Annotated in this window: 22 protein-coding genes; 3 read left to right on the top strand and 19 right to left on the bottom strand. The window is 33.4% G+C overall.

Annotation, left to right across the window (positions count from 1 at the left end; genetic code table 11):
• Nucleotides 1-17: 17 nt before the first annotated feature.
• The 5 genes from D1606_RS10030 to D1606_RS10010 form a co-directional block, all read right to left on the bottom strand.
• The gene (locus D1606_RS10030) at nt 18-416 is read right to left on the bottom strand and encodes a LysR substrate-binding domain-containing protein (RefSeq protein ID WP_255416311.1); all 399 of its coding nucleotides are present in this window, start codon (nt 414-416) and stop codon (nt 18-20) included.
• A complete protein-coding gene (locus tag D1606_RS10025; protein ID WP_119415877.1) occupies nt 413-2,410 on the bottom strand; it encodes an ABC transporter permease in 1,998 nt (665 codons plus the stop codon). Before D1606_RS10025 ends, D1606_RS10030 begins: the two co-directional genes overlap by 4 nt.
• Nucleotides 2,400-3,161 carry an ABC transporter ATP-binding protein gene (locus D1606_RS10020; protein ID WP_119415876.1) on the bottom strand — a complete coding sequence of 254 codons (762 nt, stop codon included), beginning with the start codon at nt 3,159-3,161 and terminating at the stop codon, nt 2,400-2,402. Before D1606_RS10020 ends, D1606_RS10025 begins: the two co-directional genes overlap by 11 nt.
• A 98-nt stretch (nt 3,162-3,259) precedes the next feature.
• Entirely contained in the window at nt 3,260-4,240 is a 981-nt protein-coding gene (locus tag D1606_RS10015) for a sensor histidine kinase (protein ID WP_119415875.1), read from the bottom strand.
• Nucleotides 4,241-4,933, bottom strand: a complete 693-nt coding sequence (locus tag D1606_RS10010; protein WP_119415874.1) for a response regulator transcription factor — start codon at nt 4,931-4,933, stop codon at nt 4,241-4,243.
• A gap of 208 nt (nt 4,934-5,141) precedes the next feature.
• Here D1606_RS10010 and D1606_RS10005 point away from each other — a divergent pair, with 208 nt between their 5' ends.
• Nucleotides 5,142-5,639 carry a DinB family protein gene (locus D1606_RS10005; protein ID WP_119415873.1) on the top strand — a complete coding sequence of 166 codons (498 nt, stop codon included), beginning with the start codon at nt 5,142-5,144 and terminating at the stop codon, nt 5,637-5,639.
• A gap of 231 nt (nt 5,640-5,870) precedes the next feature.
• Here the strand turns inward: D1606_RS10005 and D1606_RS10000 are convergent, their stop codons facing one another.
• The gene (locus D1606_RS10000) at nt 5,871-7,583 is read right to left on the bottom strand and encodes an ABC transporter ATP-binding protein (RefSeq protein WP_119415872.1); all 1,713 of its coding nucleotides are present in this window, start codon (nt 7,581-7,583) and stop codon (nt 5,871-5,873) included.
• Between the two features lie 572 nt (nt 7,584-8,155).
• Here D1606_RS10000 and D1606_RS09995 point away from each other — a divergent pair.
• Nucleotides 8,156-9,445 (top strand): dicarboxylate/amino acid:cation symporter, encoded by a 1,290-nt coding sequence (locus tag D1606_RS09995; RefSeq protein ID WP_119415871.1) that lies wholly within the window; start codon nt 8,156-8,158, stop codon nt 9,443-9,445.
• Between the two features lie 79 nt (nt 9,446-9,524).
• Here D1606_RS09995 and D1606_RS09990 read toward each other — a convergent pair whose 3' ends face one another.
• The gene (locus tag D1606_RS09990; RefSeq protein WP_119415870.1) at nt 9,525-10,166 is read right to left on the bottom strand and encodes an HAD hydrolase-like protein; all 642 of its coding nucleotides are present in this window, start codon (nt 10,164-10,166) and stop codon (nt 9,525-9,527) included.
• Nucleotides 10,167-10,261: 95 nt separating this feature from the next.
• Between D1606_RS09990 and D1606_RS18740 the strand changes: the two genes are divergently transcribed.
• Entirely contained in the window at nt 10,262-10,429 is a 168-nt protein-coding gene (locus D1606_RS18740) for a hypothetical protein (protein WP_158582353.1), read from the top strand.
• Nucleotides 10,430-10,549: 120 nt separating this feature from the next.
• Here the strand turns inward: D1606_RS18740 and D1606_RS09985 are convergent, their stop codons facing one another.
• The 12 genes from D1606_RS09985 to D1606_RS09930 form a co-directional block, all read right to left on the bottom strand.
• Nucleotides 10,550-11,215 (bottom strand): HAD family hydrolase, encoded by a 666-nt coding sequence (locus D1606_RS09985; RefSeq protein WP_119415869.1) that lies wholly within the window; start codon nt 11,213-11,215, stop codon nt 10,550-10,552.
• Nucleotides 11,212-11,970, bottom strand: a complete 759-nt coding sequence (locus D1606_RS09980; RefSeq protein WP_119415868.1) for a hypothetical protein — start codon at nt 11,968-11,970, stop codon at nt 11,212-11,214. The genes D1606_RS09985 and D1606_RS09980 overlap by 4 nt, the downstream gene beginning before the upstream one ends.
• A 178-nt stretch (nt 11,971-12,148) precedes the next feature.
• On the bottom strand, nt 12,149-12,631 hold the full coding sequence (locus D1606_RS09975) for a GNAT family N-acetyltransferase (protein WP_119415867.1): 483 nt from the start codon (nt 12,629-12,631) through the stop codon (nt 12,149-12,151).
• A gap of 140 nt (nt 12,632-12,771) precedes the next feature.
• The gene (locus tag D1606_RS09970; protein WP_119415866.1) at nt 12,772-13,494 is read right to left on the bottom strand and encodes an amino acid ABC transporter ATP-binding protein; all 723 of its coding nucleotides are present in this window, start codon (nt 13,492-13,494) and stop codon (nt 12,772-12,774) included.
• Nucleotides 13,487-14,149 (bottom strand): amino acid ABC transporter permease, encoded by a 663-nt coding sequence (locus D1606_RS09965; protein ID WP_119415865.1) that lies wholly within the window; start codon nt 14,147-14,149, stop codon nt 13,487-13,489. Before D1606_RS09965 ends, D1606_RS09970 begins: the two co-directional genes overlap by 8 nt.
• Nucleotides 14,150-14,170: 21 nt before the next feature.
• Nucleotides 14,171-14,959, bottom strand: coding sequence for a transporter substrate-binding domain-containing protein (locus D1606_RS09960; RefSeq protein WP_119415864.1), 789 nt, complete (start codon nt 14,957-14,959; stop codon nt 14,171-14,173).
• Nucleotides 14,960-15,290: 331 nt separating this feature from the next.
• A complete protein-coding gene (locus tag D1606_RS09955) occupies nt 15,291-16,355 on the bottom strand; it encodes an SLAC1 family transporter (RefSeq protein ID WP_369973786.1) in 1,065 nt (354 codons plus the stop codon).
• A gap of 147 nt (nt 16,356-16,502) precedes the next feature.
• The gene (locus tag D1606_RS09950) at nt 16,503-17,285 is read right to left on the bottom strand and encodes a transporter substrate-binding domain-containing protein (protein WP_119415913.1); all 783 of its coding nucleotides are present in this window, start codon (nt 17,283-17,285) and stop codon (nt 16,503-16,505) included.
• Between the two features lie 19 nt (nt 17,286-17,304).
• Nucleotides 17,305-18,612 (bottom strand): aspartate aminotransferase family protein, encoded by a 1,308-nt coding sequence (locus tag D1606_RS09945; RefSeq protein ID WP_119415862.1) that lies wholly within the window; start codon nt 18,610-18,612, stop codon nt 17,305-17,307.
• Between the two features lie 323 nt (nt 18,613-18,935).
• Nucleotides 18,936-19,796 (bottom strand): agmatinase, encoded by an 861-nt coding sequence (gene speB, locus D1606_RS09940; protein WP_119415861.1) that lies wholly within the window; start codon nt 19,794-19,796, stop codon nt 18,936-18,938.
• A gap of 46 nt (nt 19,797-19,842) precedes the next feature.
• A complete protein-coding gene (locus D1606_RS09935) occupies nt 19,843-21,330 on the bottom strand; it encodes an aminotransferase class I/II-fold pyridoxal phosphate-dependent enzyme (protein ID WP_119415860.1) in 1,488 nt (495 codons plus the stop codon).
• Between the two features lie 738 nt (nt 21,331-22,068).
• Nucleotides 22,069-22,770, bottom strand: a complete 702-nt coding sequence (locus tag D1606_RS09930; protein ID WP_119415859.1) for an arginase — start codon at nt 22,768-22,770, stop codon at nt 22,069-22,071.
• Nucleotides 22,771-22,867: the final 97 nt, after the last annotated feature.

Here is a 22,867-nt window from a genome sequence, read left to right as displayed (position 1 = left end):
AAACCATCTCTCACAAATTATTTTACGATGTAGCTTTGAGAAATTGACATGAAACGAACAGGATTTATATGTTTTTGCAATAACGGCTCGATTAATACCGCTTTTTTTAAATGTCCTGTAAATACGGGATACTTAGCAAATAAGTTTTCCAAGTCATAATAGCTCCCCGTTTCATCATCTTCGCGATCAGGAGGACAAACTAACTGCATGGGACTTGAAACGATTTTCTCTGCATGAATTGAACGATACTTACTCTTTCCAATTCCAATGCCGATATGAGCGTTATTCGAAATCAGTTGCTCATCAATCATATCTGATCCTTCAACAATGATACGAATATCAAACTCTGAATGCTCCATTAGAAATTGATAGATAATATGAGGTAAATTCGTCTCTGTTAATAAAGGGCTTTTTATAATATTCCTTTAATAATTTTTCGATAATAACTAGATGTTAGAATCGCAAAGATTGAATAGAGTAGAATGTAGATACCCATCGTCGTAAGTAATGGAACTACCAATTCGGTACCAAAGAAGTTCCAACCTGACTTAACAGCAAAATAGCTATGACATAAGCCTAACAATAAAGGTAAACCGAAACTAAATAATTGTTTTCGATAAATCCCTCTCATCATTTCATCAGGTGAGAAGCCGATTTTTCGTAATGTTCTATAGGATTCGATTTCTTCTTCTGCTTCAGTCATTTGCTTAAAGTATAAGATACTTCCGGTTGCTAATAAGAAGGCAGATCCTAAAAATCCAGTGATAAAAATAAGTAGTCCCATATTTTCAAGAGATTGTTGATACATTTCTTTTTTAGGACTAACTTGAAGTAATGAAGTAACTCCATCTTTTTTGCCAATTTTAAATGTCCCATCATTTGTCGCTTTTTTGTATAAAGTAATGGCTTCTTTTAGTTGGTTTTCCTTTGGAATGTTATAACCCGTATAAGTTTTCCATAAAGTGCTTTTTTGAATTGATGGATCTTTTTTCAATTGGTTAAATAATTCATCTTGGATAATAATCGCAGGACTTCCGTAAGATATTTCCGCTGATATACTAGCTTTTTTCTCAATATCGATTAGTTTGAGTTTTTGCTTTGCTTTATCATGATAAAGCGTCATGCTTTTTCCTATTTTTAGAGGCATAAGATTTTTGAGGACGTCACTGTATCCTGTCAATACTGCCTCATCTTGCCCTAAGTGAAGCTTTGGAAATACTTTTTTTGCATCACTTTCTTTCATCACGATATTGTCCAAGGTAATATTAATTTGTGCTTCTTTACTTAAAGGCTTTTCTAGCAAAGTATTCGTATCAATTTGTACGTTTAATAGCTCAAATTGATATTTTTGAAAATGAATATTGTTAGATTTTAATGATTCTTCAAAGGTTTTTTCACCATTATGATTAAGAATCGCCAAATCATATGGCATATTTTGTTCTGTTTGAGAATCCGTTGAGTAATATGTGATATAAGATAGTGACAATATCGTTAATGCCATTGCAGTCATTAGAGTAATAATTGATAGTGATAATGTATTACTTTTCATACGATGCATAATTGGCGTTATTGCAAGTACATCGTTTAATGATAAATGCCCTCTTTTTGACATACGAATCATATTCATGATAAATGCGATGGAGTAGCGGAATACTAAGAATGTACCGATAATTACGCTTCCTAATATAAGTCCCATCTTCCTATACAAATCATTAGCAGAAATGGTTTTATCGATTGCGAAAAGAACAGTTGATAAATAGTAACCGTAACTGATTAGTCCAATCCCGATAATTCCTAAAATGATTTGGAAAAAATTCATCTTCTTCATCTTTTGGTCAGCTTTACTTGTCGCTTTAAATAAATCTAATAATGTAGTGCGATGAACCATCCACATCATTTGAAGTAATACGACGATAAATAATAGACCAAACACAAGCATTGTTTGGAACAAAGCTTCCGTTGAAAATTCGAGTTCGATTTCCCTTTTTGTATTAATCGCTTTTAAGAATAATAAGGCAAAAAATCGAGAAAAGAAAAATCCTATCAACATACCAATGGCTGATGCACCAACCCAAAGGATCAAGTTTTCAATCGTTAACATATATGAGATTGTTGGCTTTGGAATACCAATCATTTGATACAAACCAATTTCTTTACTACGTCTTTTCAAGAAGAGCTGGTTTGCATAGAAAACGAAGAAAAATACAATGACCAATAACAATACAGATCCTACTTTAAAGCCCATTTCAGCTTTTAAGCTAGAATAGGATAACTTCACAACAGCTGCATTATGCTGTAAGGTTACGAACGAAAAGTATAGAGCAGCACTAAAAATTAGTGCGAAAAAGTATAGATAGTAGTGTTTGATATTCTTTCGCATACTGCGTAATACAAGGGTACTAAGCTTCATAACCGTCACCGCCTAGAACGCCTTGCGTATTCATAATTTCTTGGAAAAATTGTGTGCGCGTTTTATCCCCTTTATAAACTTGAGTGAAGATTTGACCATCTTTTAGGAAAAGTACACGACTACAATAACTTGCAGCAACTGGATCATGCGTTACCATCATAATCGTTACATGATTGGCTTTGTTTAAAGTACTTAAGTTTTCAAGCAATGCTGAAGCTGATTTAGAATCAAGTGCACCTGTTGGTTCATCTGCAAACACAATACTTGGATGAATAATGAGTGCACGAGCTGCAGCTGTACGTTGCTTTTGACCACCTGATATTTCATTTGGATATTTTTTTAATAATTCTTGAATTCCTAATTGTGTTGCTAGTTGTTGACAACGAGATTCCGCTTCTTGTTTACTTGTCTTCCCTACGGATAAAGGTAACAGAATATTTTCCTTTACAGTCAAGGTATCAAGTAAATTATAATCTTGGAATATAAAACCCATTTCAGTTCGTCGAAAAGCTGATAATTGTTTTGATTTCATCTTTTGAAGTGATTGTCCATTTATTTCGACAATGCCTTCAGTTGGACGATCAATCGAGCAAAGTACATTCAATAAGGTAGTCTTACCAGATCCAGAAGGCCCCATAATCCCGACAAATTCCCCTGCTTCAACTTCTAAATCTATTCCTTTTAGTACTTCCTGAGTGAACAGTTTTTTACCATATATTTTTTTAATCTTACTAGCTTTTAATATGCTCATTTGATTCCCTCCTGCTTTTGTTAGTTATATTGTATAAAGAAATGGGAGCGGAATCGTTCGATTAACGTGACATTTTGAATGTGAATATGACATTTTTGTCACTTTGAGATCGTTTTGACGAATTCATCGGAATTTGGAAATGTTAATGTGAAATTACTACCCACATTCACTTTAGATTGTACTGCAATGGAAATCCCTAATTTTTTAGCTGCATTTTGTGCTAAATACAGTCCCATACCAGTTGATGCGCTTTGTTTACGTCCCGTAGAACCTGTAAATGCCTTTTGGAATATGCGTGGTACATCTGCAGGATCAATACCATCACCCGAATCTTGTATATGTAATTGTTGATGGCCCTCATCATCCTTTGTACCATAAATCGTAATGGTATCTCCTTTGTGACTATACTTCACAGCATTCGATAGAATTTGACGTATGATAAAAGATAGCCATTTTTGATCTGATAATATACTAACTTGAATACCCTCTATATCGATTGCTAAGTTTTTGGCAAGACACCATGACATTAATTCTTTAATTTCTTTTGCCACCACTTTTTCTAAAGCTACTTTGTCTAATATCGTATCTTGTTCAATACTTGCAAGTCTTAACGTGTGTAAAGATTGGTCAAGTAAAAGGTGAATTCTTAGCCATTCAAGTTCTAATGATTTTCTCGTATCAATTGGTAAATCCTCTATTATTAACTTCATTGCAGTTAAAGGCGTCTTCACTTCATGAACCCATGCTAAATGTTGATCACGTTCTTCCGAAAATTGTATCGTTAACTCGTTCTTATAACGTTCTAGTTCTAAGGCTGATTCATTTAGTTTAGACATGAGCAACTCTTCGACTCGATGAAAGTTATTTGGCATGTCAGCAATGTCTTTAACAAATTTCATCTCTTTGAAATATCGCCAAACGAGGAAAGTTAAAAAGAAGAAGATTAGTGTGGCATTTAAATAAGTTGTAGAAACCTCCATAAACCCAACATCCAAATATAAAAGTAGGTTCATCCATAACATGCAAATCGCAAAAAATAGAATCCAGGAAAGTCTCTCTCTTAAAAATAACCAAATCAACTATTGCACATCCTTTGTAACAGCCATATACCCAAGACCTTTCTTCGTGACAATAACATCTTTCAAAGAAAGCTCCTCTAATTTACTTCTCAAGCGGTTAACATTTACTGTTAATGTATTATCATTAACAAATCGTTCATCATCCCATAGTTTTCGCATAAGCTCATCTCTAGAAACAATCTGGTCCTTATGTTCTAAAAGAACTCGTAAGATGAACTGTTCGTTTTTAGTCAGCTCTATCGTTTGATTGTTTGTCATGATCGTACTCGTTGAATAATCAATTGTTGCACCATTCCAAAGGACATTCTCTACTTTTTCCTCTTTATAATCATATGTACGGCGTAAAATAGCTTGTACCTTTGCTAGTAAGACATCCATATTAAAAGGTTTTTGTATATAATCATCGGCTCCCATTTGCATAGCCATAACCATATCCATCGGTTGATCTCTTGATGACAAAAACAGGATAGGAACCTTTGATATTGCGCGTATTTCACGACACCAGTGGAATCCATCAAAAGCAGGTAATTGAATGTCTATAATAACTAGTTGTGGCTGAATAGTATGAAAAGTATTCATCACATTTTTAAAATCATCTGGCACCTCCACTTGCATATCCCATTGTAAAAAATGATTTTGAATCAACCTTGAAATTGACTCATCATCTTCTATTAATAATATTTTAAATGTCATATTACTGCTCCTTACTATTATTTCTATAAATTATCATAACAAAACATACAGAAGAGGTGGACATTTTTATAAAGTCACTACTTATTTTATTTTGAAATTTTTCTAAACTGTACAACTTTTGTTGTAAATTCGCATAAGAACATACGTTTTGTCAAATTGTGGTTTTATGTTATAATATTGTAAGTTGAAATAGAAATGGGGAACGTAAATGTGTGTTGAAACAACGATAATTAATGAATTTAGTAAATATTCTTCTTGGCTAAATACATTAGAAGATATGGAAGAAATTTTATGGTCTAAACCTATAGCAAAAGGTAAATGGTCTGTAAATGAAATAATTGCCCACATTAAAAATTGGGATCATCATCTTTTATACGAAGTTATCCCTGCAGTTCAAAGTGGAAAGGGTATGGAATTTCCAGATTTTAATACCCATAATAAAATAGCATCTAATTACGCTAAATTTGGCATATCAAAGTCAAAACTACTGGAAGAAGCAAAGAATACAAGGAAGCGACTTGTAAAGGAACTTAACGAACTGCCAAACGAATTATTAAACAAATCAGTAACTTCAAACGGTGTAAGTCACTGTCCACATACTGGAACACCGTATTCACTTATATATATTGTTAAGGAATTTATAGATCATGATCATCATCATAAAGGACAAATTATACAATTCCTAAAGAAAAAGACTATAGATTAATCAAGTTGTTTTCTTCAATTCCCTATTATGACTTCTAAAGTTGGAACAATTCGCTGAAATAATTTACTGCGCCATATCAAATTGTATTTATTTTATGGTCGTCAACCAACCGCTTTATTTTATTCTTCAGTTCAAGGTAGAAAAAAGCACGAGCTCAGTACATTACTGACTCGTGCTCAAGGGGTATCTATTAAAAATATTATTTCTACTTTTATAAAATAAAGATTTTGATTAAATCATTTGATTTCGATGTAAGTTTGCTAGAATTCCGTCCCGCTCTACCAATTGATCATACTTACCACTTTCAGCGATACCATTTTTCGTCACAACAAATACTTGGTCTGCATTTCTAACTGTTGCTAGTCGGTGTGCAATTATAATCGTTGTGCGATTTTCAGAAAGCTCTTCAAGTGAGTGTTGAATGATTTTTTCTGTTTCAGTATCGAGTGCAGAAGTTGCCTCATCAAGGATTAGGATTGGTGGATTTTTTAGGAACATACGTGCAATCGCTAAACGTTGTTTTTGACCGCCTGATAATTTCACTCCACGCTCTCCAATTTCCGTTTCAAAACCTTGTGGCAACCCTTCTATCAATTCAAGTATATTAGCCTTACGTGCCGCTTCTTCGATTTCTTCGATTGAGGCATCTAACTTTCCATATGCAATGTTTTCTCGAACAGTACCTGTAAATAAGAAAACATCTTGTTGTACTATGCCGATATTTTCACGCAATGACCTTTGAGTCATCTTCTTAATATCAAGACCATCAATTGTAATGCCCCCACCTGTCACGTCATAAAAGCGTGGAATAAGGGAACAAATCGTCGTCTTACCAGCTCCTGATGGACCAACAAGCGCAACTGTTTGCCCTGCTTGAATCGAAAAATTGATATTTTGTAAAATAGGAAATTTGCCATCATAGCTAAAGTCAACTTCATGGAATGTAATATCCCCTGCTAATTGTTTAACAGCTATAGCATCCGGTTGATCTATCACATCAGGCTCTTCATTCAGCATATCTCGAAAACGTTTAAAGCCTGCCATCCCCTTTGGATACATTTCTAATAAAGCACTAATTTTATCAATCGGTTTTATCAATACATTTGTAAATAACACGAAACTAACGAGTTCACCATAAGTTAATGTACCTTTGAAGCTGTACCATGCCCCAACAATTAAAACGATTAGCGTTAATAGACGTGTTAAAAAGTAAATACTTGCATGTGTAGAAGCCATCACACGATAGGCAAATAATTTCGCATCTTTGAAAATACTATTTTGCTTTTCAAAGAGTTCCATTTCATGCGTCTCATTCGTAAACGATTTAACAACCCGAATCCCTGAAATACTGTCTTCTACCCGGCCATTAACATCAGCAATTTTACTGTACATCGTGGCCCAACCTTTGTTCATCAGCTTGTTACTTATAGAAATAACGAAAATTAGGATTGGCACCATTATTAAAACAATAAGTGCTAGTTGACTATTAATATTAAACATTAATAGAAATGCGCCAACAAACGTCATAATCGCAATAAAGAAATCCTCTGGGCCATGGTGAGCAAATTCCCCGATATCGAACAAATCATTCGTAATACGGCTCATAATATTACCTGTTTTCATATTATCAAAGAAGCGAAACGATTGCTTCTGCATATGATTAAATAGCTCTTGACGCATATCCGTTTCAATATAAATGCCAAGCTTATGTCCTAAATAATTGACGATATAATTTAATACGGTACTTAGTAAATATACTAAGAATAAGAGGAAACTAATTTTTGTGATTTCTCCCCATTCTCCTGTCGGTAATAGACTATCGATAAACCATTGTACCGCTACAGGGAATGCCAACTCTAAGATAGCAACAAAAATTGCGCTAAAAAAATCGATATAAAATAAGCGCTTATGTGGTTTGTAATATGAGAAAAATTGTTTCAGCATACAGATCCTTTCACGCCTATAGTAATCAACGATAAACATATAGGCTTGTTTATTTTTATGTAGCATCTTCCAGATTGTTCTTTGCATAATTCGCATTTTTCAATTACACATAATAAGCATAATTGCTAATATGCAGATTACGATAATTCAATAAAAAACGCAGCCAACGTTCTAGTCTAACTCATTAATGATAATATTTCTCAATTAAATATGTCAATAATATTTTATGGTTAGTATTGCTTTTTGTAAGTATATTTTGTATTAATTTCCCTTAGTGCCTATGTTTTTATTTTATATAGACTAGCGAGGCTTATAATTCTATGCAAAAATCTATAAAACTGTATTAATACAAAAAAGACAAAATTCATCTGTTACAAAAAATCAAGAAATCGATTAGTATGATAGAAATCATTCTTATTCCTTCTATTACCTAGCCTTTAAGCTATGTCCATCAGATAAGACCAAAATAACCAAAAAGACTTTTAAAACCATAATATTGAAAACGTTTTCTTTTTCAGTATGATGTGAATAAGCGAGAAGATAATAGATAAATAGAGAAAGAAGGCGAAATAATGAAATTCAACTTTAGAAGTTTAACCTTTCAAGTAATTACAGCAATTATTATCGGTATTATTGTAGGGGCGATCTTCCCCGAATTAGGCGTTCAACTAAAAGTGTTAGCGGATATCTTTATTAAATTAATCAAAATGTTGATCGCACCAATTATATTCTTAACGGTTGTGATTGGTATAGGAAGTATGGGGAATTTAAAAAAGGTTGGTAAAATTGGTGGTAAAGCATTAATCTATTTTGAAGTGGTATCGACAATTGCTTTAGCTATTGGATTGGTTGTCGTTCATTTTGTAAACCCAGGTCATGGTTTGGATACTTCAGCTGCAAACAGCGGCGATGTGTCTGCGTATACAACAGCAGCAGCTGAAACGGAGCAAGGACTTGTAGCATTTATCATGAATATCGTGCCTGATAATTTCTTCGGTTCTTTAGCAGCTGGTCAATTATTACCCGTCCTATTTTGTGCGATCCTTTTTGGTGTAGCGGCTGCTTCTCTTGGTGAAAGCGCAAAACCTGTTATTAAACTATTTGAACAAGTTTCGGAGATTTTCTTTAAAATTATTAATATGGTGATGAGACTTTCGCCTATCGGTGCATTTGGTGCCATGTCATACACAATTGGTAATTTTGGACTTGAATCCTTAAAATCACTTGGTCTATTAATGGCTGCTGTTTATATTACTATGTTCTTATTTATTGTTTTCATCCTTGGAGCAATTGCAAAATTCTATGGCTTTAACATTTTAAAATTTATCGCCTACATTAAAGATGAGATTTTCCTTGTTGTTGGAACTTCGTCTTCAGAGTCGGCACTTCCATCTATGATGAGAAAATTAGAGAATTACGGATGTTCTAAACAAGTGGTTGGTCTTGTGGTTCCAACTGGCTATTCTTTCAACCTTGATGGTACGTCTATCTATCTTTCAATGGCCGCGATGTTTATCGCACAAGTATATGATGTGCCAATGTCTATTTGGCAACAACTCACTTTACTTGGAATATTAATGTTAACTTCAAAAGGTGCTGCAGGGGTTACAGGTTCTGGTTTCATCACTTTAGCTGCTACGTTAGCCGCTTTCCCGATGATTCCGGTAGAAGGTATCGCATTATTAATCGGTGTGGACCGCTTTATGTCTGAGGCACGTGCGGTTACTAATCTAATTGGTAACGGTGTTGCAACTGTTGTTATTTCGAAAAGTGAGAAAGAATTTGATCCTACTGGAGCACACAATAAGGTTGTTGATGAACCGGAAGTTAGTCCTTCAACAAGTCCAGAAATAACAGCATGATTTGCATGATAAAAACCGTTCTAGAAAGTGCTAGAACGGTTTTCTTATGGAATTCATCATATTTTCTTACCATGTAAACTTATACAATCGTTAAAATTTCTTTAAAATTATCAATGACATAGTTTGCTTTATTTAATTCCGTTTCTTGTGCAAAATCAAATCGAACACCAATGGATGTTAAATTATTGTCTAGAGCTGCTTTTATGTCCGAAGAACGGTCACCAATCACAAAACCTTCTGCAATCCCATTCTCACTTTTCACTAAATGCACAAGTTCTGATTTATTTCCTGATGGAATTACATCAATACTATAAAATCCATGTATAAAACGATTTAATCGAAACTGTTCCACAATTGCTTGTAAATATGGTATTTGCCCATTACTTGCTATGTATAAAGGGTATGTCTTTGATAATTGGGCTAATGTTTCTTCCACGCCTTCGTACAGAGCCCCATTCCCTTTCGTTATTTGTTGAATAAGTTCATCTAGAAACCACTGATTCGTATTGTTATGTACTTCCAAAGTATGTTGAGGACATAAAGTTTCCCACACAACGGGTAATGGGACCCCCATAATTTCACGATATTGATCTATCGGGGTTTTGTCGTGCCATAATTTTTTCATACGTAACTTTTCAAATGTAGCTTCAAGAGCAGGTTCTAATATTTTATTCGTCTGAAAAAGTGTACCATCCATATCAAAAATAAGAGAAGTAGTCATCTAAAATCTCCTTTGATTTTTTGTATTTTTACATAAAGAAATGTAATATAATAGAAAAGTAAAAATCTATATCGACCATGAAATGAGGTTATAAAATGTCTTCCAATCAACAATCTTCACAAAACTCATCTGAAAAGAAACAATATACGACTGAAGAAATGCTACAAGAAATTCAACGTCTAGCAGGCTTACTACAAAGATCCGATATTACAGAAGCTGAATATTTAAAGGAAAAAGAGAAATTGATCAATATGATGAAATAGAATCTCTTATAAATAACCAGGTTATGCTATTAACCTGGTTATTTTCTTTTAAGATGGTTTATTCAAAAGAGCTTTATATGTTACCCTACCCAATCTCGGTTTTTAATGGGAAACTTTAGTTTACATAATAAATTTATTTATAATATTTGGTAAATCTAATAAATCGTCCACCACATATTCTGCTTCTACATTGTTCCACTGAGTATTCTTCTTCCAAATGGCTATCATTCCAACATTTTTAGCTGCTTTTATATCATTTTCAAGATGGTCCCCAACATATACGCTTTCAAAAGCATTCACTTCTAGCTTTTGTAATGCCCTATGAAAAATTTCTGGATTAGGTTTTTTAATATTTTCCCACTCGGAAATTAAAATCGTATCCATAACTTTGTCCAAACCTAATGCAACGATATTATCCATCTGAAATTGACATTTGCCATTTGTAATAATGCCTAATTTATATTTTTGAGACTTCAAAAGATGTAACATCTTAAATAGATTAGGAAAAGCAATGCAATGATGATGAAAATTCTTTATATAATCATTTAACAATTCGTCAGCAGAAATATTTTGAATTTTAAATTCATCTACTAATTGCCTGTAAACTTGATCTTTCCATGTATAGCCATGATTATCTAATTCGATAAATCGATCTATATATAGTTGCTTAGGAATGTGATGAATGCAATTGCTGAATCGTTCATATTGATCGTTGATAAATGACATAAGGGACAAATCACGATTTAATAGCGTGCCATCAAAATCAAATAATATAGCTTTAATCAAATAGAACCTCCGAAGAAGGAACTCAATCCAAAATACTTAGTCAAAGGTACTTTTCGACCTTCTTTATCCCAATTATGATATTCCTTAAATAAAGCCTTCAGATCATGATTAGCATGCACTTCTACTAAATGCTTCACAGCAAGATAACTGCGCCAATAATCAAACATAATACTTGATAAATTACCTTTATATGTACTACTTCCAAAGTTATCTATTGATTGTTTTCCATATTGATCATTAAATGCTTCTACTAATTTCGTTTCTGCGTTCGTTATATCATTAAATTCTTTCTCATTTAACAGTATTTTACGAGGTAAGAAAAAACACATTCCCTCTTCGAACCAAATACTATCTTCTCGTTCATCTTCAAACTCATCCAAAAACAAATCTGAATGATGTGTTAGTTCGTGTGCTAATATGATAAATACTTGGTTTTCGGAAAAATTCTCGTAAAACTTTCGAACATTTGGAAGCTCTTTATTGTCTAATTGCTTTACAAGTATCTTCCTCCATGTTTCTATATCTGGTGACATATATATTAAGTTTTTATTTGTATAGGCAGGGATAGGTACTTCAGAGAACACTGTAGTTGCTAATTCTTCATTCGTCCATAAAATTCCCTTTGGTAAGTCCTTCAAAGCATATTCACTTTCAAGTATTTGTTGATATTCCTTTAATTTAATTGCAAATCGTTGTATTGTATCTTGGTATTTTTTATATTCTTCAATACTTTCAAATGCAAAGATATGTTTCATGATTATATTGCCCTCCGCAATGAATGAACATTCTAATTTTTTAGTTTATTAGTAATCTAAGTATCCAACAAAAAAACTCCAACGTTACTGTTACTATTCCTTTTCTAAATCTACACTTGGCGCTACTAAACGAATATTATTTTGCATTCTCCTCACTCCATATCTATTAGATGATAAATTACAAAATCTTAGTCATGTTATACCAAACTTCCCCACCATGCTCTGATTGAGAGATTCCGTTATTTACGTACCCGTGTTTTTCGTAAAATGGGATTAACCTTTCTAAGCATGTTAATGTAACAGCTTTGCGATTCTTACTCTTTGCATCTGTTTCAAGATGAGTTAATAATGCTGTTGCAATTCCTTTTTTTCGATGCATTGGATGTACAGCTAAACCTAATATACTTTGAACTCCACCCGTTTTTGGATTTTCTTTTGTTTCGCTAAATAAGTCATCTGTAATATAATCTCTTTCCATCACAGGACCATTAACAAAGCCAACGATTTCTCCATTGTCTTCAGCTACAAAAAAGCTATCTGGAATCATACGGATTCGATTGACAAAAGCAACCTCTGTCGCAGCTTCTTCTTGCGTAAAGCTTAAATTTTCAATTTCTATTAAACGGTCTAAATCTTCTATTGTTACTTGTCTAATATTCAAAGTTACATGCACCTCAAGTTGTTTTTTATCTATTGTCTATCAAAACCCACATTTTGTAAATAGATGAGTGAATTTCTTAATGAAAACGCAAAAAAACACCTAATCATCATCACTGACAATTAGGTGTTTCGAGTATTAGATTATAAAACTTTCTCTAAGAAGTCTCTTGCACGTTGTGTTGATGGGTTTTTGAAGAATTCTTGAGGAGCTGCATCTTCGATTAAATGGCCTCCATCTAAGAAGAATACACGGTCCGCTACTTCACGGGCAAAGCCCATTTCATGTGTAACGATTAGCATCGTCATACCTGTTTTTGTTAATGATTTCATAACATCTAGAACTTCTTTAACCATTTCTGGGTCAAGTGCTGATGTTGGTTCATCAAATAACATAATATTTGGTTCCATTGCTAACGCTCTTGCGATGGCAACACGTTGTTTTTGACCACCTGATAGACGGTTTGGATATTCGTCTTTTTTATCAAATAAGCCAACTTGTTTTAACAGTTCTCCACCACGTTTTTCAGCTTCAGCTTTAGATAATTTACTTACTTTCATAGGAGCATATGTTAAGTTCTCCATTACGGTTTTGTGTGGGAACAAATGGAAGTGTTGAAAAACCATACCGACTTTTTCGCGAACTTTCATCAAATTCGTTTTTTTCTCCGTGATATCTTGTCCGTTAATAATTATCTTACCGCTCGTTGGCATTTCTAGTAAGTTGATACATCTTAAAAAGGTAGATTTACCAGAACCAGAAGGACCAATGATTGCAATAACCTCGCCGTCTTGAATCGTTGTAGAAATGCCTTTTAGTACATCGTTTTTGCCGTACGACTTGTGCAAATCTTGTACATTAATCACTGACTCTCATCCTTTTCTCAACTAATTTACCAGCATAAGATAAAATTAGTACGATAATATAGTAGATTACCCCTGCAATTAGCAATGGTTCTATATAGTGGAATGTTGCACCACCGACAATGTAGGCACGACGCATGACATCAAGAGCACCGATTACTGTTACAATTGCAGACTCTTTTGTTAATGAAATAAATTCATTCATAAGAGCTGGAATAATATTTTTTAATGCTTGTGGTAAGATAATATCTTTCATCATGCTAGCATAAGAGACACCTAGAGCTTGAGCTGCTTCGCTTTGCCCTTTATCAACTGCCATGATACCACCACGGATAATTTCTGAGATATAAGCTGCTGAATTTAATGAGAATGCTAGAATTGCAGCAGGCATAGGTTGAATATCAACATTTGGGAACATTTGTGGAATTCCCATGTAAATAATGATTAATTGTAAAACAAGTGGTGTACCACGGAATACGGAAGTATAAAAGTCAGCTAGCCATTTAAGTGGCTTAATGCCACTTAATTTGACTAGTGATAGTAAAACTCCAAGAATAAAACCGAGGACACACGCAATTGCAGCAATTTCTAATGTAACGACGATCCCTTTAAGAATATAGGGAATCGAAGGTATAATTGGCGTGAAATCCAAATTCATTTATAGAACCTCTTTCCCTTATTAATCGACTTTGAACCATTTAGCTTTCATTTTATCAATTTCTCCAGCGTCATCTAATTCTTTAACAGCTTTGTTGAATTCGTCAACTAATTTACTGTCTTTAGAGAAAGCAGCTGCTTTCTTTTGATTTTCAACGCCTTCAATGTTTGAGTATTTTAAATCATTATTTTGTTTCACATAGTTTTTAGCGACGATATCTTCAAGGACAATTGCATCAAGTCGACCAAGTTTTACTTCTTGGATTAGCTCAGGTACACGGTCACGAGTTTCAACTTTTACGCCATTCACTTTATCTTTAATAGCATTAGCTGTGTCTTCTTCAATAGAAGATACTTGAGCGCCAATTTTTTTACCTTTTAAATCGTCAATGCTTTTAAAAGTTGTGTCTTTTTTAGTAATGATAAAATCTTGTGTATCATAGTAAGAATCAGTAAAGTCTACTACTTTTGCACGTTCTTCGTTTGGTGTAATACCAGCCATTGCAAAGTCTATTTTTTTAGCTTGTACTGCTGGGATTAAACTGTTGAATTCCATATCTTGAATTTTTAGTTGGTATCCCATTTTCTTTGTGACTGCATTTGCTAAGTCTACATCAAAACCAATAATTTCATCTGATTTAGCAGAATCAATGTATTCAAATGGGGCAAAGTCTGCTGATGTTCCCATTACTAATACTTTTTTGTTTTGATTATCATTGTTATCTGTTGCAGTTTTATCAGAATTAGATCCACATCCAGCTAGTGAAAGTGATAATACAGCTGCTGCTGCAAATAACCATTTCTTTTTCATGTTGAAAAACTCCATTCTATTGTTGTTATATATATTCTTTCATTTGAGTGTTTTAAGTATCTGATTTTCATACGGGTATACTACAAATAATGAATATATATTAATTTAGTTTTATAAATATAATAACATAAATATTTTAAAACTAAAGTCCTTTTCATAATAATGTGCAATTTTTTTTGATTTATGTTTCACAAAAGTATAATTTATGTCGAAAAAATATCGTCTTTTATGAGATTTTTGTCGCATTTTCTTATTCCTCGGGTAATATTTTTAAAATATTTCCTGTACTTTTATCTCTTTTTATAGGTTAATACTTACATCTAAAGTAATGCTAGTCCCATCGTTTACGCAATTTATACTGTGCTAGCAAACATACCTCAATTATAAATAAACTGACAACAATATAATTTCCACCCTCAATAACAATTGTTCTTGCATTTCCCAATAAACTTATTGCCGGTAAATGAATGGTAAAGTTTACATACATACCAAAAGTAAAATTCCGAACCCATTGAGTTGGATGATAAATGAACAGAGCGTCCTTTATACCAAATTGTTGAATACGAAAAATACTGCGGACTCCTTCTATACTTTCTACAATGCAAAATACGACCGTCACGATTACCCAATAATAAATGAGCCATTTCTCTAAAAAACTAAATGTAACGATTAACGCTAATCCAGTAATTGATAATGCACCATGTATCGTGCAATTAGTCGTTTTCCAATTTAATATTGCAGTCTTTAGCGTATTTTTCATCAAATAGAGACTGCGCCCGATCAATGTCAAACTAATGATATAAAATATGGCACCAACAACGATCAATAAGAACGCAAATTCAATAGGAAATTCCGCTTTGAATATTGTTTCTCCACCTATTACTAAAGATTGCGTTGATACACATGATAAAATGATCACGCCATTTAATTTTTCTATAAATTTTGGTTTTCTTATATAAATTGAATAATTCCGTATAATAATTCCTAAATAAAACAACCAAATTAGAAAATCGATGATATAAAGTCCAATGCTTACAGTCGTTAAATGTGGAAAATGATAAGTTATATTCAATATGATGACGGATGTTGCTGCAACCCAAGTTCCTATTGTGAAACTGTTAATCGGATCTTTTAGATGATTGTTATAAAAAGTCCCCTTTTTTATATCCATTAATAATAACGAAATAATACATCCATAAGCACCAAATAATAGTATTGCCAATAAAGTTTCAATTCGCTCATTATAAAAAGCGAATTTTTGAATTAAACCAATCTGCATAATTCCAAATGCCATTATGATTGCACCTGAATTTGTTGGAATTGAATGAACTCCTTTACGTATAAAAAGTTGTATCAATATCCAGATATACAGAATGAAAAAAACGAAATAATACATTTAAACACGACCTTTTAAAAGTTACATCATTCATTATAGCGAAATATAATCATTTGTTAATCAGAAATTAAATATGCATAAAAAAACCCCTATTTCTCAATGTATTTCACATTAAGAAATAGGGGTTTGGGATTGTTACCTTCAGAATTATTTTACTTTAAACCATTTAGCTTTCAATTCGTCAACTTTTCCTTCTTTCGTAAGTTCATCCAATGCTTTGTTAAATTCAGCAGTTAACTTACTGTTTTCTGGGAATGCAGCTGCTTTTGATTGGTCTTCTTGGTCTTCAATTATATAGTAACCAAGTTCTTTATTTTGTTTTAAGTAGTTTTCAGCAACAATATCTTCTGTTACTAATGCGTCGATACGGCCTAATTTAACTTCTTGTATTAATTCTGGGACACGGTCACGACTTTCAAGTTTCACGCCTTTAATCTCTTTAGCTAATGATTTAGCTAAATCTTCTTGGATAGAAGAAGTTTGTGCGCCAATCTTTTTCCCTACTAAATCGGCATCTGATTTGATACCACTATCCTTTTTGACAACCATGTACTCTTTTGTATCGTAGTAAGATTTAGAGAAATCAACTACTTTATCACGATCTTTATTAGGTGTCATACCAGCTAATACGAAGTCCACTTTATCAGCTTGTAATGCCGGGATTAAACTATTAAATTCCATATCTTTTACTTGTAATTTATAACCCATTTTTTTAGTTGCTGCTTTGGCAAGGTCAATATCAAAACCGATAATATCGTCAGATACTTTTGCATCAATGTATTCAAATGGTGCATAATCTGCTGCTGTACCCATTACTAATACTTTTTCTTCTTTTGTATTATCTGCTGATTTGTCGGAACTGTTTGAACCACATCCTGCTAATGATAGTGATAATACTGCTGCTGCTGCGAATAACCATTTTTTCTTCATTTTCATGTTAAAAACTCCCTTATTTCAATTCTTCTTTGTATTTTTGTATAGCGTTATCTAACATTGTTAGTCCATCATCAATTTGTTCTTTTGTAACAGTAAGTGGTGGAATCATTCGGATTACTTCCCCTTCGTTCCCGCAAAGGTAGAAAAGCACCCCTTCTTCTAATGCTAAATCTAGGATTCTTTTTAAAGCTTTTCCGTCTCCAAGTCCAGTTTCTGCATCAATGACGTCGATTCCTATCATTAAACCTGTTGCACGAACTTCTCCGATACAATCGTATTTATCTTGGATTTTCTTAAGTTGTTCAACCGCATATGCTCCAACTTCTTTAGAGTTTTCAACAAGATGTTCTTCTTTGAAAACTTCGAGTGTAGTAAGTGCTACTGAACAAGCAATTGGATTTCCTCCAAATGTAGTACCATGAGAACCGATTGGCCATTTTTTCATTAGTTTGTGACTTGCGACTGTTGCACTTAGTGGAAGACCTGAGGCAATGCCTTTTGCGATGGCCATAATATCTGGTGTTACGCCAAATGTTTGGGCTGCAAACCATTCACCAGTTCGTCCAAAACCTGTTTGCACTTCATCAAAAATCAATAATATTCCATATTGATCACATATTTCACGGATTTTTTGTAACCATTCTTTTGGTGGAATGACATAACCACCCTCACCAAGAACAGGTTCTACAATTACCGCTGCCACTTCTTCTGGTGTTACTTGATGTTTGAATAATTGGTTAAAATCGTGTTCTAGCTTGTCCACTACATATTGAATTGGGTCTTGACCCATTGGTGCTTCTTTCACATTTGCATATGGTATTTGATAAGACAGATGTGATGGTTGCATAAATTTACGATATTTTGCTTTCGAAGTGGTTACACCAAGTGCACCCATTGAGCGTCCGTGGAAACAACCTGTAAAGGAAATCACATATGGACGTTGCGTTGTGAATTTAGCAAGTTTTAAAGCACCTTCAACGGCTTCCGTTCCACTATTTCCATAAAAGAAACAATCTAAATCTCCTGGAAGAATTTCACCAAGTTGTTTGGAAAGTTCTAAAATTGATTCATACATGATGACCCCAGATGGTCCATGGATCAATTGATCAGCAGCGTCTTTAATGCTTTGCACGATTTTAGGATGACGGTGTCCTGTATTAGCAACTGCAATTCCTGATGTAAAGTCTAAATATTTTTTACCGTCTGCCCCGTAGTAGTAACAACCTTCCTCTTTTACTACAGGTAAATTTGGGTGATCTTTAGCCATACTTGGTGCTAAATAATTCCCCATATTGTCATATAAATCGAGCCAACTTTCCATCGTAATTCCTCCAATAATTTTTTGAAAATAATTAATTTAATATTTATACATATATTATCATAAATATTAAAAAGGTAAATAGTTTTTTAAAAATAAATATATAAATTTCTTTGTTTTTTATAATTTTTAGGTATTTATATACCTCATTTTTCTCTAAATAGAAATATTTAGTTTAAATAAATTATGGATATTTGACAATTTCGAATAATTTCTATATTAAACACATATTCATTGTGAATTTTTATACAAAAAAACAGGATTGCTGATAATCTCAACAGTCCTGTTTTTTCTTTGAAATTAAAGTTACGCATTAAAAATCTTATTTATTTCCCTACAGTGAGTAGCATTTCACGGATTGTTTTACATGCAACTGCAGTGGAAGCGCCGGATGGATCATAAGATGGTGATAGTTCAACAACATCGGCTGCAACGATATTGTTTAGTTTTTGCAATTGTTGAATACCGTTTAATAATTCGTTATACGTAATCCCCCCTGGTTCTGGTGTTCCTGTACCTGGAAATGTTCCGGGATCAAGTACGTCTAAATCAATGGTTATATATATAGGAAGATTCTCTAATTTTTCTACAATTTTTCCCAAAGTATTGATTGTGAACCGCTCCATATAAGTATGTTCCTTCGCCCATTCGAATTCTTCTTTTAGACCTGAACGGATACCAAACTGAAAGATTCGTCCATCCCCTAAGAACTCATGACAACGTCTTATAATTGAGGCATGAGAGAGTTTTTCTCCCATATAGTCTTCACGTAAATCGGTATGTGCATCTATATGAATTACATGTAAATCTGGATACTTTTCATAGACTGCTTGAATAGTTGGATAACTTACTAAATGTTCTCCTCCAACCATGACGAATTTTTTGTCATCTGCAACAATTGAACGTGTATAAGATAAAATTGCATCCATTGTTTTTTGTGTATTTCCGAGCGGAAGTTCTACATCTCCACTATCATAAATCGCCATATCCTCTAAATCTCGCTCCAGATATGGTGAATATGTTTCTAAACCATATGAGTCTGGTCGAATTGCTTGCATGGCAAAACGTGTGCCTGGTCTAAAACTTGTCGTACCATCAAACGGAATACCGAAAAGTACAAGGTCTGATTCTTCATACTGATTGTCGCATCCTATGAATGTTGAAACATTTAATGATTTATGTTGCATTTATAATTTACTCCTTCATTTGCTTGATGGTATTCTTCTACTTTTCTTATTCTTTTACTACGGTTATATGATGTTCAAGCGCTGATTCTGTTAAAACATTTCCAAAAGTCTGAGAATAATAATGATACTGCTGAATGACATTCTCAGATATCAATTCCCCAGGAATAACAAGCGGAATGCCTGGAGGATAAATCATTAACAAATCAGCACTTATTTTACCAAGCGCCCTATCAATAGACATTAGTTCATGCTCAGCATAATGGGCATCTCTTGGACTTAACAATAGAATATTGGCATGTGTTGAGGTGACACTTGTAGAATAGATAGGTGTTTTTCTGCTATATAGTCGATCTATCTCTCGCAAAGCCCATACTAATTTTTTTAAAGAATTTTCATCATCTGCTGTTGTGATGACTGCCATAACGACATATCCTTCAGCAAGTTCCATTTGAATCTGGTATTTTTCTTTTAATAATGTGTAAACCTCAAAACCTGTTAATCCGCTATCATTTACACGTATTACAAGTTTCGTCCAATCATAGGATTGCATATTATGTTTTTTCACAAAATCTTTTTTCAGTATTTCAAAACAAGTATGTTGTTCGATTTCGTGGATGGCTCTCTCCACTAGTGGTTTTAATGCTTGATAGCGTTTATATCCATAAAGTGCAAGTTCATGTCTTGCAACATCTAAAGAACTCATAAGCAAATAATTCGCACTAGTTGTTTGGATCATGTTCAATGTTTTTTGCATAGTTTTCGCTGAAATACGCCCTTCATTTAAAAGCAAAATTGAACTTTGGGTTAATGAACCACCTGTTTTATGCATACTCATGGTGACGATATCAGCACCAGCAGTGATTGGATCTATTAGCTCCGGCATAAATGGTAAATGTGCCCCGTGTGCACTATCTACGATAACAGCTATATTGCGATCGTGTGCTAACTTGCAAATTGTTCGTAATTCGTTCATGGAGCCAAAATAGGTTGGATATGTAACTAAAATTGCTTTTGCCTCCGGATATGCAGAAAGTGTTTTTATGACATTTTTAACTGAAATGCCATGTGAAATGCCGAAATGTACATCCACTTCAGGTTCGATAAATACAGGTTTAGCCCCACTCAATATTAAGCCATTCATAACTGATTTATGACAATTTCGCGGTACGATTAATACATCATCTGGTTTACAAGTAGCTAATATCATCGCCAATATCCCTGATGTTGTACCATTTACTAAAAAGTATGCGTGGTCTGCACCGAAAGCATCTGCCGCAAGTTGTTGTGCTTCTTTTATGACTGATTGTGGATGGCTAAGAAGATCTAACTCTTTCATAGAGTTGACATCCATTTTCATCGTCATTTCACCAAGTATATTTTTTAAAGGACTAGCCTGTGCGCCCATTTTGTGTCCTGGAACATCAAATGGTATTGTATTTCTATTGGCATAGTGGACAAGCGCATCAAATAATGGCATTTTCTCTTGCGTTTTTGATAACTCACTTATTTGAAGCTGTTCTTGGATGCTGTTCATTATTCAATACCCTCCTCAAATGATTTTTGAAGTAATCTTGAATAATGTACATTCGTTGGCTTTTTTATAGAATAATGCAATTTTTGAGTAGACCCTTTTTCAATAAAATGATTCCTTGGCAAATTAAAAACAGTCAATATTTATCACTCCTACTAAAAAATGTCATTTTTAGCATAGAAAAAAGCTCTCCAACCATTAGAAGGAAAGCTTCGATATAATATCAACTGCTTATCCTCTTATCGTTCACAAAACTTTGTACATTTTGCGCTCAGGTTGAGCCCCAACGTCTGATAAAATAATCAGACAGGTTTGCCACCGTATCCTAGACCCCTCGTCTCAACGGTTACTAATAAGAGCAACTTTATTTATGCTGAAGCTAATATTAATGGAATTTATACAAACTGTCAAACCCTTTTTATAAAAATTTCAAAAATTCTATTATTAATTATTTTATTTTTTCGCAATTTTTTAGAAACCTCTAAAACTGTATTATAAATATTCTGTTTGATGTTTCAATATATAACATCCCACGTTTTTAATGTAAAATCATCTTTTAAAATAATACAGTATAAATCATCTTTCAATCTCTGTACTATATGCAAGAAAGTGTTAAAAGTTTTCTTGAATAAATTACAAAAAGATGCAAATTCAATGGCACTGAATCTGCATCTTTTTAGATTTATAACTTTATATAATTGGACAAATAATCCATTTCATAAAAATTTGTAAGAAATTTTTTTATTCCATCAAATATTGTACTTGATCTGCATAGGTTAAGTCAGATGGATTCCATTTTCTTAATTGGCAATCGACAACTGTATAAGGAATGCCCATTTTTTGAATAAATTCAGCAAATTTTTCATCTAACCATGGCGGAGTCCAAGCTCCAGAACGGCAAATATGAATTGCTGAAATCTTCTCCTTAGGATGTAAATCATTTAGCTTTGGATATTCGATATGAAAGCGCTTATTCATTTGTTTAAAGTACTCAGGTTTTTCAGCAGTGTACGGTCCATAAACAATATGTGCCTCATCTACTTCATTGTTTTTTAACAATTTTCCGAGCCAGTTTGCGCAATTTAGTTCAAAATCAAGTGATGGTAATCCTCCGTAGCCCAAATCTGAATGAGCATCGAAAAGGTAAACATCATCACAGTTAAACTCATGCGCGATTTTATAAGATAGTGCATGTGAGTCCGATACATATACATGTATATGAGAGTCGAACTCAAAAATTTCTTTCATCTCGCGCCAAAAGTTGTCAACCTCATTAGAAAGCTCATATCGTTCTTGAATGTCTTTACCTTGTGCTTTCAATTGAAAGTAACGCTTATACCATAAATCGTTTATTGTTCTTTCATTTTCAATACATGATGAACCGTTTTGATTGTCTAAAGAAATAAAATAATCCCAATCTATTGATAATAAACTGTTTCCCATTATGACCACCTCTATTAAGTTAAATCACAGTTTATCTTAAAGTGTTCATAACATAATTGTAGTTCTGCATAAATTTTATGTCAATTTATCATTTTAC

The sequence above is a fragment of the Rummeliibacillus sp. POC4 genome (genome assembly GCF_003576525.1).
Taxonomy (GTDB): domain Bacteria; phylum Bacillota; class Bacilli; order Bacillales_A; family Planococcaceae; genus Rummeliibacillus.
Note: the sequence above shows the minus strand (reverse complement) of the source record. Positions and strands in the feature narration are given on the sequence as shown.